Genomic DNA, 14,191 nt, shown 5'->3' with positions numbered 1-14,191 from the left:
ATCGCTGCGGCACCGTGATGCTTTCGAAGGCCGGGCAACGCCCGGCCTTTTTCGTTCCCGCCTTTCCCGATGCGCAAGGAGCCGTCATGGCCGAAGAACTGACCGTCACCAACGACCAGCCGCGTTACCCGCGGATCGACCAGTCGGCCAAAGGCACGGCCATGTCGATGATCGCCAACGAGCTGGAAGCGCGCCGCGCCAAAACCGAGAAATTGCGTCTGATGCGCAAGGAAGCAGAAGCCGCCGCGCCCGCTCCGGTCGAAAAGAAGAAGCGCGTCCGCAAGGCGGCGCGCTGAGTCAATGATACGACAGTCGATCCCGGTCGCGGACTGCCGCGGCCGATCGATCATGCGAATGAGGGTGGCGCTGGACCTTTCGTACCGCCTGCTACAGGCGGCCACCGGTTCTAAAGAATGCCGTAGCGGTCGATCAGCGCCGCGACGCCCGTGAGTGGAACGGGCCGCGAGTAGTAATAACCCTGCGCCAATGAACAGCCCATATTGCGGAGCATCCTTTCCGCTTGCGCAGTTTCGACTCCTTCGGCGACAGCGTCGAGCCCAAGGTTGCGGGACAGGTCCAGGATGGTGCGGATCACCTGCCTGCCATGGGACGCGATGCTCAGGTTCGCCACGAAGGCCTTATCGATCTTGAGCCGATCGAGCGGCAGCGTGTGCAGGGCCGATAGCGAGGAGTAGCCGGTCCCGAAATCATCGATGCTGATCCCGACCCCGAATGCCTGCAATGTCCGCAGGAAGCTGGCCACGCGGTTGGAATAGCGGATCATGCCGCTTTCGGTGATTTCCAGCGTCACACGACGTGGGTCGATCCGGGCCGCCCGGATCGTATCGATGATGCGTTCCTCGAAGCATGGATCCAGGAACTGGAATGGCGAGACATTGATGCTGACGCCGAGCCTGTGGCCGTCTTCGAATTCTTCGTCCCACCGACACAGGGTCTGAAGGCATTCCTCCATCACCAGGGAGCCGATGGAGACGATCAGGCCGGTCTCTTCCGCCACCTGGATGAACTCGGCAGGCGGGACGATCGTGTCTGGCCCATTGTGCCAGCGCACCAGACCCTCGAAGCTCTGGATACGTCCCGTGCGCAGGCAGACGATCGGCTGGTAGTGGCAACGGAACTGCCGCCCGGCGATGGCGCCGCGCATTGCGTTTTCAAGCGCCAGCCGCTGCCGCGCGACTTTCTGCAACGTGTCGTCATATTGGCCGATCGACGCACGCCCATCGGATTTGGCCCTGTACATGGCCAGATCGGCCGCACGCACGACATCGTTCACTTCGGTCAGCCCTTCTTCCAGGAAGGCGATGCCGATGCTTGCGCTCGTATGGATCGACGCCTGGTCGATCATGATAGGTCCGGCAATCGAGGCCTGAAGTCGCCGAGCGACACCCATGGCGGCTTCGCGATCGTCCAGATTGCGCAACAGGACGGTGAACTCATCGCCGCCGAAGCGACCCAGCATGACGAAGGTCGGCTCATCGCGCAAAGCAGCCTCGAAGCGGCGGGCAATCTCCTGCAGAAGGCGGTCTCCGACGACGTGGCCCAGGCTGTCATTGATCAGCTTGAAGCGATCGAGATCGATGAACAGAAGCGCCTTGTCATGCCGCCCGGAGTTGAGCGCAACTTCCAGCCGCCGCGTGAAGGCCGCCCGGTTGGGCAGGCAGGTGAGCGCATCGTGCCCGCCTTCGGCCAGAAGCGCGGCCTTTGCATCATACCGTTCCACGATATGGCCGATCTGCAGGCCGATCTGTGACAGGATGGCCGGCAGTTCATCCTCGGCGCTGATCCTGCCGGGGCGGAAGAACTGGGCCAAGGCCACGACTTCGCCCCCGGCGCAGACCTGCATCGCCGTCACGATGGGAAGTCCGGCCGCCTCCGCGGCCGCCTGCCGGATGGCATCCGGCGCACCCTCGGCGTCGATCCTTACGATCGTGTGGCGGCACGCGCTTGCCAGCCGTGCCATGGTCTTACCTGATGCTGCGTCCTCTATGGCAACGTCGAGCCAATGGACGAAACCTTGCGCCTCGCGTCGGTAGAAGGCGCAGAACTGCGCCCCGATGCTTCTGGACGTGGCTTCCAGCACCAGCACCAGCGCGTCATCTGTCGCCATGGCGGCGCTGGCCGTCTGGCTGACCGCGTCGATCAGGCGTCGGCACTCCCGCTCCCGCTCGAGCTCAGCCTTGCTCGATGCAAGATCGGATTCCAGCCCGGCAATCCGACGTCGGGACGTGCTCGTCCGTGCCGGGGCCGTCAAACTCCCTTTGGATGTGGGCGCAGGGGACTTCTTTTGGTAACTCAAACCGGTTCTCCGTTCGCCGGTATCGGCCCAAACCAGCGGTTCGGAGGCGAGCGGCTCAGCGGAAAGTGTGCCGGGTAGGAATAAGGTCAAGATCTCAGGCCAGGCCCCTCAGGCAAATTTGGGCAAATGGCCGGTAAATCCAGCACGCACCAGAATATCATATGCATGTCTGACAGTTTGCAGGATTCTGACCGGACGCTGGAAACCCAAGGCGGGGTATCGGTCCATACGGGTGAGATCGCCCACCATCTCTTCCAGAAGTCGCTGCCACCCGCCGGGTGCCTGAACCTGTATGGACAGGTCGTGTTGCGGCGCTGTTACGCAAACCTGTGCCGCTGGCCATTGCACCGCGGCGCTGGCGCGGCAGCGCATCTGCGTCTGTGGCTTGGTCACGAGGATGACGGTCGGGGCAGGGCCCAGCATGGCCGCGGCGTATTGCAGGTTCTCACCGATATTGCGGGCCTGTTCCTCCAGCGACATGCAATCTTCCGGCACGCCCGCCTGCGACGCATGATCGTGGAAGGCGCGCGCCTCGCTCCGGGCATAGAGGCCGTGGGTCCAGTTGCCGACGGCACCGGTGAACAGAATATGCGGCGCGTGGCCGGCCCGGAACAACTGGACGCAGCGATCGGCAACCCGCAGGTCGTAGCTGCACAATCCGACAATGCAATCGGCCCGCCTTCGCAAAGGCGTGCCCCGGTTGTGAAAGCGCCAAAGCGTCTGCGCGGCGTTCAGGACATCCTGCGTCAGCACGGGGTTGTCGGCGTCCATCCCACTCGATCCTTCGCCATGAACGCCGCGATGCTCCGGCCGATGGCTCGCCCGCGCCACGCTCTGGCCGGGGGGCGGCCTGTCGGTGGCGCGGATGGGCTCTCAATCAGTAGCGCGGAAAATTGGCCTGTGTGAAGACGCCGCCATCGACCCACAAAGTCTGGCCGGTCACGAAGCGCGCCGCATCGCTCGCAAAGAACAGGACCGGCCCGGACAGGTCCTGCGGCGTGCCGACGCGGCCGAGCGGCGTGATGGCCGACCAACTTCCGGCATAGTCGCCCGTCTCCTGCGCCGTGCGCTCGTTCAGGATGGCCCCGGGCGCAACGCAGTTGACGCGGATATTCTTGGGTCCGAGTTCCACCGCCGAAACCTTGGTGAACTGTTCGATGCCGCCCTTCGACGCCGTGTAGGCGACGAGGTTGCCGAAGGCCAGCTTGTTGCAGCCCGATCCGATATTGACGATGGCGCCGCCTTTGCCGGCCTCCACCATATGCCGTGCGGCTTCGCGGGTGTTGAGGAAGGTCCCCTTCAGATTGACGCGGAGGACGGCGTCCCAGTCCTCCACCTGCACCTCCAGGAGCGGGCCCCAGGTCTGGATGCCGGCATTGTTGACGAGGAGGTCCGGAGCCGTTCCGGCCCAGTCGTGCACCGCCTTATAGAAGGCGATCACCGCCGCCTCGTCGCCGACATCGCATTCGAGCCCGAGGATGCGCCCACCCTTCGCCTCGATGCCCTCGACGAGGGACTGGGTCAGCTCCGGCTGGTGGAGCCAGGAGAAGGCGACTGCGTAGCCTGCACCGGACAGGGCCTCGACCAGATGCCGGCCAATGCCGGAGTTTCCGCCCGTCACCACGGCGATTTTACTCATGATGTCTATACCTGCTTTGAGGGGTTCGTTTCAGGATGCCATGGCGCCGGGGCCGGGCGTTGCGCCCGGCGGGCACTTGCCCAGGATGATCATGCCGAGGACTTCGTCCTTGGTGACCGCGCTTGTCGGCGCTTCGCCGACGACCTTGCCATTCTTCATCACGACGACCCGGTCTGCCAGATCGAAGACATCGTGAATGTCGTGGCTGATCAGGAAGATGCCGATACCGTCTTTCTTCAGCTCCTTGATGAGCTCTCCGACCTGCGCCGTTTCCTGCGGGCCGAGCGCAGCCGTCGGCTCGTCCATGATCAGGATGCGCGCATTGAACAGGATCGCGCGGGCGATCGCCACGGATTGGCGCTGGCCGCCCGACAGGGCCTTCACCGGCTCCTTGAAGCGCCGGAAGTTCGGGTTGAGGCGCCCCATCACCTTGCGGGCTTCCGCCTCCATGGCCGCGTCGTCCAGCGTGCCCCAGGGCGTCATGATTTCGCGGCCCAGGAACAGGTTGGCGGCCGCATCCACATTATCGGCAAGCGCCAGAGTCTGGTAGATCGTCTCGATCCCGTAGGCCTTGGCATCGCGCGGATTGCCGATCTGCGCGGGCGCTCCGTTGACGTCGATCTCTCCGCTATCGCGCTTGTAGGCGCCGGACAGGATCTTGATGAGCGTGGACTTGCCCGCGCCATTGTGCCCCAGAAGGGCGACGACCTCGCCCGGATACAGGTTGACGGAGGCGCGCTCCACGGCATGGATGCCGCCGAAGGAAATGGAGATTTCGCGCATGTCGATGAGGGGCACGCCGGTGGCTGCCGGTGCCTCGTGAACCTGGCTCATGCGGTCCTCCTGCGGTAGACGCCGTCGATAAACACGGCAAGCACAAGTACGATGCCGACGATGATGGCCTGCAAGGGCGAGTCGATCCCGAGCAGCACCATGCCGGACTGGAGCGACTGCATCACCACGGCGCCGATCATGGCGCCCGCCACGGTGCCGACGCCCCCGGCGAGCGACGTTCCGCCAATCACGGCGGCGGCAATGACGTAAAGTTCGTCCAGGGTTCCCTGCGCATTGGTGGCCGCGTTCAGGCGCGCGGTCGAGATGGCCGCGCCGAGCGCCGCAAGGCCGCCCATCAGCATGAAGACCTTGGTCAGCACCCAGCGGGTGTTGATGCCGGCAAGCTCGGCGGCTTCCGGATTGCCGCCGATGGCAAAGACATAGCGGCCGAAGCGGGTCCGCGTGGTGACGAAGGTCATGACGATGCCCACGACGATGGCAATGAGCACCGGAATGGCCAGCCCGTAGCCGATCGACAGGCCGCCATCGGGCACGGTGAGGTTGTTGTCCCGCGCGTAGCGGGCCGCGACCGCCGTCGGCCACTTATAGGCGTTGAGCAGGGCGGCGGCGGCCAGGATCGCGCCGGAGGTGACAGCCGCGAGCAGCACCTCGGCCCAGATCGGCCGCTGCTGGAACTTGAAGCGCTGCCGGCGCCGGCGCCCCATCACGAAGGACAGGCAGACGATGAGGCAGGCGACGGCGGCGAGCGCCCATGTCCAGCTTTCGCCGAGCGATCCTTCGGCCCCGCCGCCGATCAGGCGGAAATTGGAATCCATGGGAGCGACGGTCTTGCCCGATGTCATCCACCAGGCGCCGCCGCGCCAGACGAGCAGGCCGCCGAGCGTGACGATGAAGGCGGGCACGCCTGCATAGGCGATGATGACACCCTGCAGCCCGCCGATCGCGACACCCGCGACGACACCCACCGCCACGGCGATGATCCAGTTGAAGGGCCCCTCGAAGCCGAGGAGCGGCGGCAGGAACTGCACCTGGGTCACGGCCATGATCATGCCGGTGAAGCCCAGGATGGAGCCGACCGACAGATCGATGTTCCGGGTCACGATGACCAGCACCATGCCGGTGGACATGACCGCCACCGAGGCCGTCTGGACGGACAGGTTCCACAGATTGCGCGGCGACAGGAAAAGACCGCCCGACAAAATGTCGAACACGATCCATATGACGAAGAGTGCGCCGAGCATGCCCAGCATGCGCGTATCGACCTCGGTCGCGCGCATGAGCTTGGACAGGCGCGCGCCGACGCCCGCGTCACCGCGGCGTTCCAAAGTGTCGGTCATGGTACGGTTCCTTGTGGAGCGACCGGCGGGCGCGGCGATGCGGCGCGCCCGCCGGACATGGCTCAGTTGCAGGCCGGCACGGACCCGGCGGCAACGCCCTGGCAGACGACATCCTTGGTGACCCAGCCCGCATCGATGATGGTGCCGAGATTGTCCTTGGTGATCGCTACCGGCGTCAGGAAGAGGGAGGTCATCTCCACCCCGTTCGGGCCGCCATTGAAGGTCGTCACGCCTTCGATATCGCCCATGGCCTTGCCGTCGGCCAGTTCCAGCGCGACCTCGGTCGCCTGGCGGCCGAGCTCGCGGGAGTCCTTCCAGACGGTGACGGTCTGCGTGCCACGGGCGATGCGGTTGAGCGCGGCGTGGTCCGCATCCTGCCCCGACACCGGGACCGAGCCCGCCAGGCCCTGGGCCTCCAGCGCGGCGATGGCGCCGCCGGCCGTGCCGTCATTGGCCGCCACGACGGCGGAAACCTCGTTGTTGTTGGCCGTCAGGAACTGCTCCATGTTGGCCTGCGCGTTTTCCGGCAGCCAGCCATCCGTATAGGCTTCGCCGACATTCTTGATCTCACCGGAGTCGATCTTCGGCTTCAGGACTTCCATCGAGCCGGAGAACAGGAAGTCGGCGTTCGGATCGGCCGCGTTGCCCTTGATGAAGACGTAGTTGCCGGTCGGCGCGACCTTCTCCACCTCACGGGCCTGGATGCGGCCCACTTCCTTGTTGTCGAAGGTGATGTAGAAGGCGTCCGGGTTCTCGATCAGCCGGTCATAGGCGATGACCGGAACGCCTTCGTCGACCGCACGCTGCACGGCCGGACCGATGGCGCTGGAATCCTGCGCCAGGATGATCAGCGCATCGGCGCCCTGGCTAAGCAGGCTTTCCACGTCGGTGAGCTGCTTGGCCGCGGATGATTGCGCATCGGCCGAGATGTAGCGGGCGCCAGCCTTTTCCAGGGCGGCGCGGATTGCGCCCTCATCGACCTTCCAGCGCTCTTCCTGGAAGTTCGACCAGGAAACGCCCACGGTCTTGCCTTCCTGCGCCATGGCGACATTGGACAGGACGAGCGAAAGCGCCGCGCAGCCAAGCGCGAGACGAGTGAATTTCATAATTTCCTCCCAGGCCGCGCATGCGGCATTGCAACTCCCAAGGCGGAACTCCCGAAACCGCCAGCGCCTATTATTCCAGGGCGCGGAAAAAAGGTGACAGATAGATTTCTTGGTGTCAACGTGGGGTCATAAGAATGCGGTCGGCGGGCTCCGTACGATCGTCGGGAGGGTGGTTTTAATGTTGTCGAAATCGGACTCGGAAGCCGTCCGGCGCCAGAACCGGCGTCTGGCCATCGAGCATTTCCGCCAGGCGCGCCTGTCGACGCGCCGTGGCCTTGCGGCGCAAAGCGGCCTGTCGAATTCCGGCGCTTCCGACATTGTGGGCGATCTCGTCCGCGAGGGCATCCTGGTGGAGAGTGCGGCAACCCCGGCAGCGCCACGCCGCGGCCGGCCGGAAATCAGCATGAGCCTGAACGATGATGCGGCTCGCGTCGCGGCCGTGAAAGTGGCCGTGGGCGAGGTGACGGTCACCATTGCCGGCTATGGCGGCGCCATCCTGGCCATGCGGCAGGCGCGGGTGGACCTGATGACCGATCCCGGCGCAGCCCTGGCCGAACGCATCGCCGACATGATCGGCGCAGGCTTGAGCGACTGCGGGGCGGGCGGCCCGCTCCGTCATGTCGTGGTGGCAGTGCAGGGCGTCGCCGATGCACAGAACCGCCGGCTCCTCTGGTCGCCCGTCGTCGGCGGCCGGGATATCGACCTGGGTGGCCCCATCGAGGAGCGGCTCGGCGCCCCGGTCCTGGTGATGAACGATTGCGGGCTGATGCCGGAACGCTTCCGCTGGAGCGGCGAGGCGACCCTCTCCAACTTCGCCACGCTCTTCATCGGCTTTGGCGTCGGCATGGGCCTGCGCCTGCACGGATCGACCTTCCAGGGCGCGCATTCCTCGGCCGTGGAGTTCGGCCATATGAACCATATTCCGGATGGCGCGCCTTGCCGTTGCGGCAAGCGCGGCTGCATCGAAGCCTATGCCGGCGATTACGCCATCTGGCGCGCCGCAAGGGGCGATGAAGAGGCACAGCCGGCACGCCGCATCACCGATGTGGAGATGCGCGATCTGGCCGAGGCCGCGCGCCGGGGGGATGCGCGCGCGCTGGCGGCTTTCGCGCAGGCGGGGCAGGCGCTGGGCTATGGTCTGGGCCGTCTCTTCGCCTTGATCGATCCGTTGCCGATCGTCTTCGTGGGGTCCGGGGCGCTGGCCATGGATCTTTTGGAGCCTTCCATCCGCGCCGCCATAGGGGAAAGCGCCATTGCCGGATCGGGCGCGGACGTTCCGTTTCGCGTCTACCCGGATGTCGACCAGATCATCCTGGAAGCCTCTGTCGCCCTGGCCCTTGCCCGGGTGGACGATATCCACGCCATTCCGGCGCAGAGTTCGGTTGCCAATACGGCGGTCGGTTTCTAGGGTTGCGAAAAGACTGCGCCGCTGCGACCTCTGCGTTGCAGGGCGCCCGGAGGGCCAGGTCCGACATGCGAGCCATCAGTTACCGTGCCGGCCTGTTCGGCGCTGCCGCCTTGAGCCTGGCAACGCCATCCGGCGCCTGTGCTCAGACGGCCGAGCCCTGGCGCTTCCAGGTGACCCCCTATGTCTGGGCCGTCGGTGTGCAGGGCAGCGTAGACCCCGGCGAACCTGCCCCGGCCGGCTCTTTCGAACGCAGCTTCGGGGATATTCTGGACAATCTGGATGCGGCCTTCTTCCTGACAGGCACGGCCCGGCACGGGCGCGTCGTCCTTGCCGGGGATATGAGCTACGCCTCCGTGTCCGAAACGCACGATGTGCGAATCCCCTTCGCCGGCGTCACGCTGCCGGTCGATGCATCGCTGCGGCAGTTTTCGGCCACGCTACTGGCCGGCTACAGCGTCGTGGAAACGCCCCACACCGTCCTCGACCTTCTGGCCGGGGCCCGCGCCTATGATGTGACGGCAGAGGTGAATTTGCCAGCGCCGCTGGGTCCGCTGCCACAGACCCTGTCGGAATCGCGCGGATGGGTCGATCCGATCCTCGCCGTGCGCTTGCGCCACGATTTTGCGCCACGCTGGTCCGTCATCGCCTATGGGGATGTCGGCGGTTTCCAGATCGGCAGCGAACTGACCTGGCAGAGCTTCGCCACGATCAACTTTCAGCTGACGCCCTCGGTCTACCTGTCCGCAGGCTACCGCACCCAGAGCATCGACTATGACCGGCGCGGATTGAACATCGACGTGGATATGAGCGGACCGATCATCGGCACCACCTTCCGCTTCTGATCGCGGCAACGGCCAATCGGACCCCCTGTCTGGCGCGCAGCCCCGGTGGGATCGAAGGCAGGGCGATCCGCGTTGTGCCCCGAAGCAAAACCGGGAGCCGAGGGCGAAGGATCATGGCGCAGACATCGAAAAACAAACCACCCCAGGCCGTCGCCGCGCAGGCCGCAAAGGGCCTCAAGCTGCGCGAGGCGTTCAAGCGCGGCGGCACGCAGGTGGGCGTTGCCCGCGCGCGGGACTTGAAGGATCGCAAGGAGCTGTCCGAGGATACGATCAAGCGGATGGTCAGCTACTTCGCGCGGCACAAGGTCGACAAGCGCGCCGCCAATTTCGGCGATGACGACAACCCCTCCGCCGGCTATGTCGCGTGGCTCCTATGGGGCGGCGATGCCGGTCGCGACTGGGCCGCCAAGCAGAAGAAGGCCTCTGCCTCCGAAACGAAGGATTGAGGGGCGAGCGCCTTTGACCCGGACCGCTTTCGCGCGGTAGGGAGGGCGATACCGGCAGACAGAGACAGACGGCATGAACCAGCTCGATCTTTTCAGCTTCGACGAGGATGAAAGGCTGGCCCGGCGGCTGGAGGAAACCGGCCGGTATCGGATCCTGCGCAAGCTGCATCCGCGCCCGGTCATCGCGCGCGCGGACAGCTTGGCTCCGCGGCTCGCCATCATTATCGACACCGAGACGACCGGGCTGCGGCACGATCGGGACGAGGTGATCGAAGTCGGCGCCGTGGCCTTCACCTATGATGACGCCGGCACGATCGGCGATGTGGTCGGGGTGTTCCAGGGGCTTTCCGAGCCGCAGGCGCCGCTGCCGCCGGAGATCGTCAGCCTGACGGGAATTACCGATGCCATGCTGGCCGGACAGCGAATCGACCTGGCGGCTCTCGAGGCATTCGCGGCGCCGGCCGATCTCGTCATTGCTCATAACGCGGCCTTCGACCGCCGCTTCTGCGAGGGCCTGGCCCGTTCCTTCGCGTTTAAGGCCTGGGCGTGCTCGCATGCGGAGATTGCCTGGCGCGAACTGGGTTTCGAAGGAAGCAAGCTGTCCTACCTCCTGTCCGGCTGCGGACTGTTTCATGACGGGCACCGCGCCGTGGATGATTGCCACGCCTTGCTGGAAATCCTCGATCATACGCTGCCGACAGGGGGCGGCACCCCCTTCGCCCGCCTCCTGACAGCCAGTGCGCGGACACGCCGGCGGATTTATGCCGAACATGCGCCCTTCGACCTGAAGGACCTTTTGAAGCAGCGCGGCTATCGCTGGTCCGATGGCAGCGATGGCCGGCCGCGCGCCTGGTGGGTGGAGGTGGACGAAACCGATGCCGAAGCCGAACTCGCCTTCCTGCGCGGGGAAATCTACCGGCATCCTGCCGCCGACCCGCTGATCCAGACCCTGACGGCGCTGGACCGTTTTAAATCCGCTTGAAACCGCCCGTCACCCTGTGCGGGACAGAAGCCGCGCCGCGAGCGGCGAGGTGATCATCTGGATGACGGCGTAGAAGGCGGCCGGAACCGCCACCTCCGACGGCAGCCCGGAGAAGGCGACGAAGGCCGCCGCGATGCTGAACTCCTTCTTGGCAACCGTGAATAGGAAAGCCGTCACCTCGGCGCGGTCTTCCTCGAACAGGAGCGCGAGCGAGCCGACGGCATAGCCGATGAGGTTCAGGATGAGAGCGGCCAGCGCAATGACGAGCGCATACCAGCCATAGCCGAGGATGACGGCCGCATTCGGCCCGATCACCGCCAGAAGAAGCGCGAGGTACAGGAGCGATCCCGCGGCGGGGAGCGCCGGATCGAGCCGGGCGACGGCATGGGGCCAGCGCGTGCGCAAAAGGACGCCAAGAACCGTCGGGACGATGACGACCAGGACCAGCTCCACGACAATATCGCCGAGCGGCACGGCCAGTTCGATGCCGGTCAAAGCCAGGAACAGCAACGGAACGATCAGCGGCGACAGGATCGTGTTGACGGCGTTCAGCACGGCGGCAAGCGCGACGTTGCCCCGCGCCAGGAGGACGAGCAACGGTGCGGAGACATCCGTCGGCAGCGTGCCGACGAGCGTCTGCCCCGCGGCAAGCGGCCCTGTCCCGAAAAACAGGCGTCCCGTCAGCCAACCCGCCAGCGACATGGGGCCGTAGACGAGGCCGAGCGCCCAGAGCTGACGGCCCGGCCGGCGCAGGATGGCCCGAACGGCCTGCGCATCGAAGGTCAGGCTGATGACGAACATCAGGAGCGCCAGAAGGAGCGCGATATGGTCTGCCAAAACAAGGCCAAGCCCCGGAAGGACAAGGCCGAGCGCTGCCGTGGCCACGGCCAGGAGAAGCAGCTGGTCCTGGATCGTTGCAAGGATTCGCTGCATGAGCTCCCGGTCGTCGCGCTGCCCCGCCAGGGCGTGGCCTTTGCCTTAGTTTGCCGCGCTCCCCGCAGCGTGTTTCGTGTAGCGCACCGCCGCAACCAGCGCGAGGATGGTTGCGACGATATCCAGTCGCTGCGGAATCTGCGGCAGCCAGATCATGGCCGCGTCCGTCGCCACCATCACAAGGAAGGCTGCACACCAGACCAGGGTTATCCGCTGATTGACGGCCAGAAAGGCGGGAGAATGCCAGATGGAAGCGGGCGCCCCTTCGCGCGCATATTGCAGCGTGAAGGGCCGGCCGATGGCGAGCGAGCCTGCCGCAATGGCGAAGAGGCCGCCATCGATGATCAGCCGTATATCCGGAATGGTCCAGTCGCGGCCCGACAGGCTCGTATAGAGCGCCAGCGCCAGGAACAGCACCAGTGTGCCGACCTCCAATATCTTGGCTGACTTGTGGTTGATGGCGACGTCCCGCACCAGCAGCACCGCCGCGACGATCGCGGCGCCCCACAAAGCGAGTGCGACATAGCCCAAGTGGAGGCCCACCGCAAAGACGAGAAAAGGGAGAAAACTGACGATCAGATTCATAGCCGGGTCCCACCGCAACCGGAAAGCGAGCGCTGCGCCCGCATATCCCGCTTTCTGTAGCAAAAGCAGGAATTCGATTGCCGCGCAACGATCCCTGTTCCTGCGAGGGCAGGCCGCCATCTACCTGTCTGAACGGCGTCCTGCCGGTCTTAAAAAAGAGGGATGGAACGGAACATGGCATCCTATGAAAATGATCGGCAGCGCGTCGCCGCCGGCACGGCCTCCATTGCCGACGCCGCCACGGCCACGGCCGCTTTGAACCGCGTATCCTGGGGCGCGATCTTCGCGGGCGTTTCGATTGCGCTGGCGACGCAGGTTATCCTGACCCTCGTTGGTACGGGCATCGGTACCGGCGTGCTCGATCCCGCGGCCGGCGCGGCAGAGAACCCCACGGCGGCATCTTTCTCCATCGGGGCGGGACTGTGGGCGCTGGGTTCGGCACTGGTGGCCGCCTTCGTCGGCGGTTATGTCGCCGCGCGCATGTCGGGACGCGCCGACCGGACTGCAGCGGCGCTGCACGGCCTGACGACCTGGGCCTTCACGACCCTCGTCGTTTTGTACCTTCTCACCACGACGGTCGGGGCCATCGTCGGCGGCGCGGTCAGCGGGGTCGCCTCGGCGATCGGCGGCGTTGGGCAGACTGCGATACAGGCGGCGGCACCCGCCATCGCCAATACGGATGGCGACCCGCTCGATGCCATCGAAAACCAGGTCCGTGCCACCGGAACCGATCCGGAGGCGCTGCAGGCCAATGCCGTGAACGCCATTCGCGCGCTCTTGACGGGCGGGGCCGATGGCGCCGACCAGGCACGCCAGGAAGCCGCCGAAGCACTGGCCCAGGCGCGCGGCATTCCGCTGCCCGAGGCGCAGCAGCAGGTGGCCGATATCGAGCAGCGCTACCGCTCCGCGGTGGAGACGGCGCAGGAGCGTGCAACGCAAGCGGCCGATGCGGCCGCATCCGCGGCGTCGAAGGGCAGCCTTCTGGCGGCGCTCGCTTTGGTGCTCGGCGCCGCAGCCGGATGGCTGGGCGGCCGTTCCGGTGTCGTTCGCGCGCACACGCTTGCAGCTCGGCCGCGCGTCTGATCCGCGGACGTTGACAAAAACGGATGGGCGGCATCGCTGCCGCCCATGTGTCATTTCAGCTATATGCCGGTCGGATCAGATCTGGCGCTTCAGGTTTTCCAGAATGAACAGGTGGCTGTCGATGCCGGTCACGCCAACCATGGACGCGCCGCGTGCCATGGGGTCCTGTCCCGAGCGCGCGTAAGCGCGATGCAAGGCCCGCAGTTCACGATGGCCGGCAATCTGCCCATCGATATACATCATGTCGAACGCGGCCCCGCTCGCAGCCTGAAGCTGTTCCAGCATGGCAGCCTTGTCTGCCGGAATGCCAGCCGATCCGGGCTGTGCGCCGAAAGCCTGCGCGACGGCAGCCTGTTCGGCGATCTCCATCTTTGCAAACTCCCGCACGGCGGCGTTCGATGCTTTGGTTTGCGCCAATTGGCTGGTGGCGGTGGCAAAATCCCCCCCGGCCAGGATCGGCAGCTTGGCCTTGTCCATCGGAGCGGCCGCAGTTTGGGCCATGACGGCCGTACTGAAGGGCAAGACCGAGGCGGCGGCTGCGCCGGCCATGCCACTCATGAGCATACGTCTGTTCATATCCATGTTCCCGAAAAGTCGGCTGGCGGGCTGACGGGCCCAGTGCCGGTTGCGTATGGCGGGCAGGCCCTTCCGGCCGCCCCGTCGGAAAGGTAAGAGCGGCTGTCATACCGACGTTCCCATGCGGGCGGTGGCTATTTCG

15 protein-coding genes are annotated in these 14,191 nt (G+C 65.7%); 6 read left to right on the top strand and 9 right to left on the bottom strand.

Annotated features, from left to right (window positions below):
• The first annotated feature begins 86 nt into the window (after nucleotides 1-86).
• Nucleotides 87-296, top strand: a complete 210-nt coding sequence (locus tag AUL30_RS01415) for a hypothetical protein (RefSeq protein ID WP_157069802.1) — start codon at nucleotides 87-89, stop codon at nucleotides 294-296.
• A gap of 110 nt (nucleotides 297-406) precedes the next feature.
• On the opposite strand, the gene AUL30_RS01410 is transcribed toward AUL30_RS01415, so the two are convergent.
• The 6 genes from AUL30_RS01410 to xylF form a co-directional block, all read right to left on the bottom strand.
• Nucleotides 407-2,272, bottom strand: coding sequence for a putative bifunctional diguanylate cyclase/phosphodiesterase (locus AUL30_RS01410; protein ID WP_062226039.1), 1,866 nt, complete (start codon nucleotides 2,270-2,272; stop codon nucleotides 407-409).
• A 153-nt stretch (nucleotides 2,273-2,425) separates the two neighbouring features.
• Nucleotides 2,426-3,088: a YdcF family protein gene (locus tag AUL30_RS01405; protein ID WP_062226038.1), complete on the bottom strand. Its 663-nt coding sequence runs from the start codon at nucleotides 3,086-3,088 to the stop codon at nucleotides 2,426-2,428.
• 106 nt (nucleotides 3,089-3,194) lie between these two features.
• Complete coding sequence (locus AUL30_RS01400; RefSeq protein WP_062226037.1) at nucleotides 3,195-3,956, bottom strand: SDR family NAD(P)-dependent oxidoreductase; 762 nt, start codon at nucleotides 3,954-3,956, stop codon at nucleotides 3,195-3,197.
• Between the two features lie 30 nt (nucleotides 3,957-3,986).
• Complete coding sequence (locus AUL30_RS01395) at nucleotides 3,987-4,790, bottom strand: ATP-binding cassette domain-containing protein (RefSeq protein ID WP_062226036.1); 804 nt, start codon at nucleotides 4,788-4,790, stop codon at nucleotides 3,987-3,989.
• The gene (locus tag AUL30_RS01390; protein WP_062226035.1) at nucleotides 4,787-6,088 is read right to left on the bottom strand and encodes a sugar ABC transporter permease; all 1,302 of its coding nucleotides are present in this window, start codon (nucleotides 6,086-6,088) and stop codon (nucleotides 4,787-4,789) included. The genes AUL30_RS01395 and AUL30_RS01390 overlap by 4 nt, the downstream gene beginning before the upstream one ends.
• A 62-nt stretch (nucleotides 6,089-6,150) precedes the next feature.
• Nucleotides 6,151-7,194: a D-xylose ABC transporter substrate-binding protein gene (gene xylF, locus AUL30_RS01385; RefSeq protein WP_062226033.1), complete on the bottom strand. Its 1,044-nt coding sequence runs from the start codon at nucleotides 7,192-7,194 to the stop codon at nucleotides 6,151-6,153.
• Nucleotides 7,195-7,372: 178 nt separating this feature from the next.
• Here xylF and AUL30_RS01380 point away from each other — a divergent pair, with 178 nt between their 5' ends.
• From AUL30_RS01380 to AUL30_RS01365, 4 genes are all read left to right on the top strand, one after another.
• Nucleotides 7,373-8,602: an ROK family protein gene (locus tag AUL30_RS01380; protein ID WP_062226030.1), complete on the top strand. Its 1,230-nt coding sequence runs from the start codon at nucleotides 7,373-7,375 to the stop codon at nucleotides 8,600-8,602.
• Nucleotides 8,603-8,667: 65 nt separating this feature from the next.
• The gene (locus tag AUL30_RS01375) at nucleotides 8,668-9,444 is read left to right on the top strand and encodes a porin family protein (RefSeq protein WP_062226028.1); all 777 of its coding nucleotides are present in this window, start codon (nucleotides 8,668-8,670) and stop codon (nucleotides 9,442-9,444) included.
• A gap of 113 nt (nucleotides 9,445-9,557) precedes the next feature.
• A complete protein-coding gene (locus AUL30_RS01370; protein WP_062226026.1) occupies nucleotides 9,558-9,890 on the top strand; it encodes a hypothetical protein in 333 nt (110 codons plus the stop codon).
• A 73-nt stretch (nucleotides 9,891-9,963) separates the two neighbouring features.
• The gene (locus AUL30_RS01365; RefSeq protein WP_062226024.1) at nucleotides 9,964-10,872 is read left to right on the top strand and encodes a 3'-5' exonuclease; all 909 of its coding nucleotides are present in this window, start codon (nucleotides 9,964-9,966) and stop codon (nucleotides 10,870-10,872) included.
• Between the two features lie 9 nt (nucleotides 10,873-10,881).
• Here AUL30_RS01365 and AUL30_RS01360 read toward each other — a convergent pair whose 3' ends face one another.
• Nucleotides 10,882-11,805 carry a bile acid:sodium symporter family protein gene (locus tag AUL30_RS01360; RefSeq protein WP_062226022.1) on the bottom strand — a complete coding sequence of 308 codons (924 nt, stop codon included), beginning with the start codon at nucleotides 11,803-11,805 and terminating at the stop codon, nucleotides 10,882-10,884.
• A 45-nt stretch (nucleotides 11,806-11,850) separates the two neighbouring features.
• Nucleotides 11,851-12,390: a hypothetical protein gene (locus AUL30_RS01355; protein ID WP_062226020.1), complete on the bottom strand. Its 540-nt coding sequence runs from the start codon at nucleotides 12,388-12,390 to the stop codon at nucleotides 11,851-11,853.
• A gap of 174 nt (nucleotides 12,391-12,564) precedes the next feature.
• Between AUL30_RS01355 and AUL30_RS01350 the strand changes: the two genes are divergently transcribed.
• Nucleotides 12,565-13,473: a PhnA-like protein gene (locus tag AUL30_RS01350; protein WP_083507598.1), complete on the top strand. Its 909-nt coding sequence runs from the start codon at nucleotides 12,565-12,567 to the stop codon at nucleotides 13,471-13,473.
• Nucleotides 13,474-13,548: 75 nt separating this feature from the next.
• Here AUL30_RS01350 and AUL30_RS01345 read toward each other — a convergent pair whose 3' ends face one another.
• Entirely contained in the window at nucleotides 13,549-14,022 is a 474-nt protein-coding gene (locus AUL30_RS01345; RefSeq protein WP_192842989.1) for a DUF4142 domain-containing protein, read from the bottom strand.
• Nucleotides 14,023-14,191 lie beyond the last annotated feature (169 nt).

It is taken from the genome of Aureimonas frigidaquae, assembly GCF_001463905.1.
In the GTDB taxonomy this organism is placed as follows: Bacteria; Pseudomonadota; Alphaproteobacteria; order Rhizobiales; family Rhizobiaceae; genus Aureimonas; species Aureimonas frigidaquae.
This window is presented reverse-complemented; position numbering and strand designations above follow the sequence as displayed.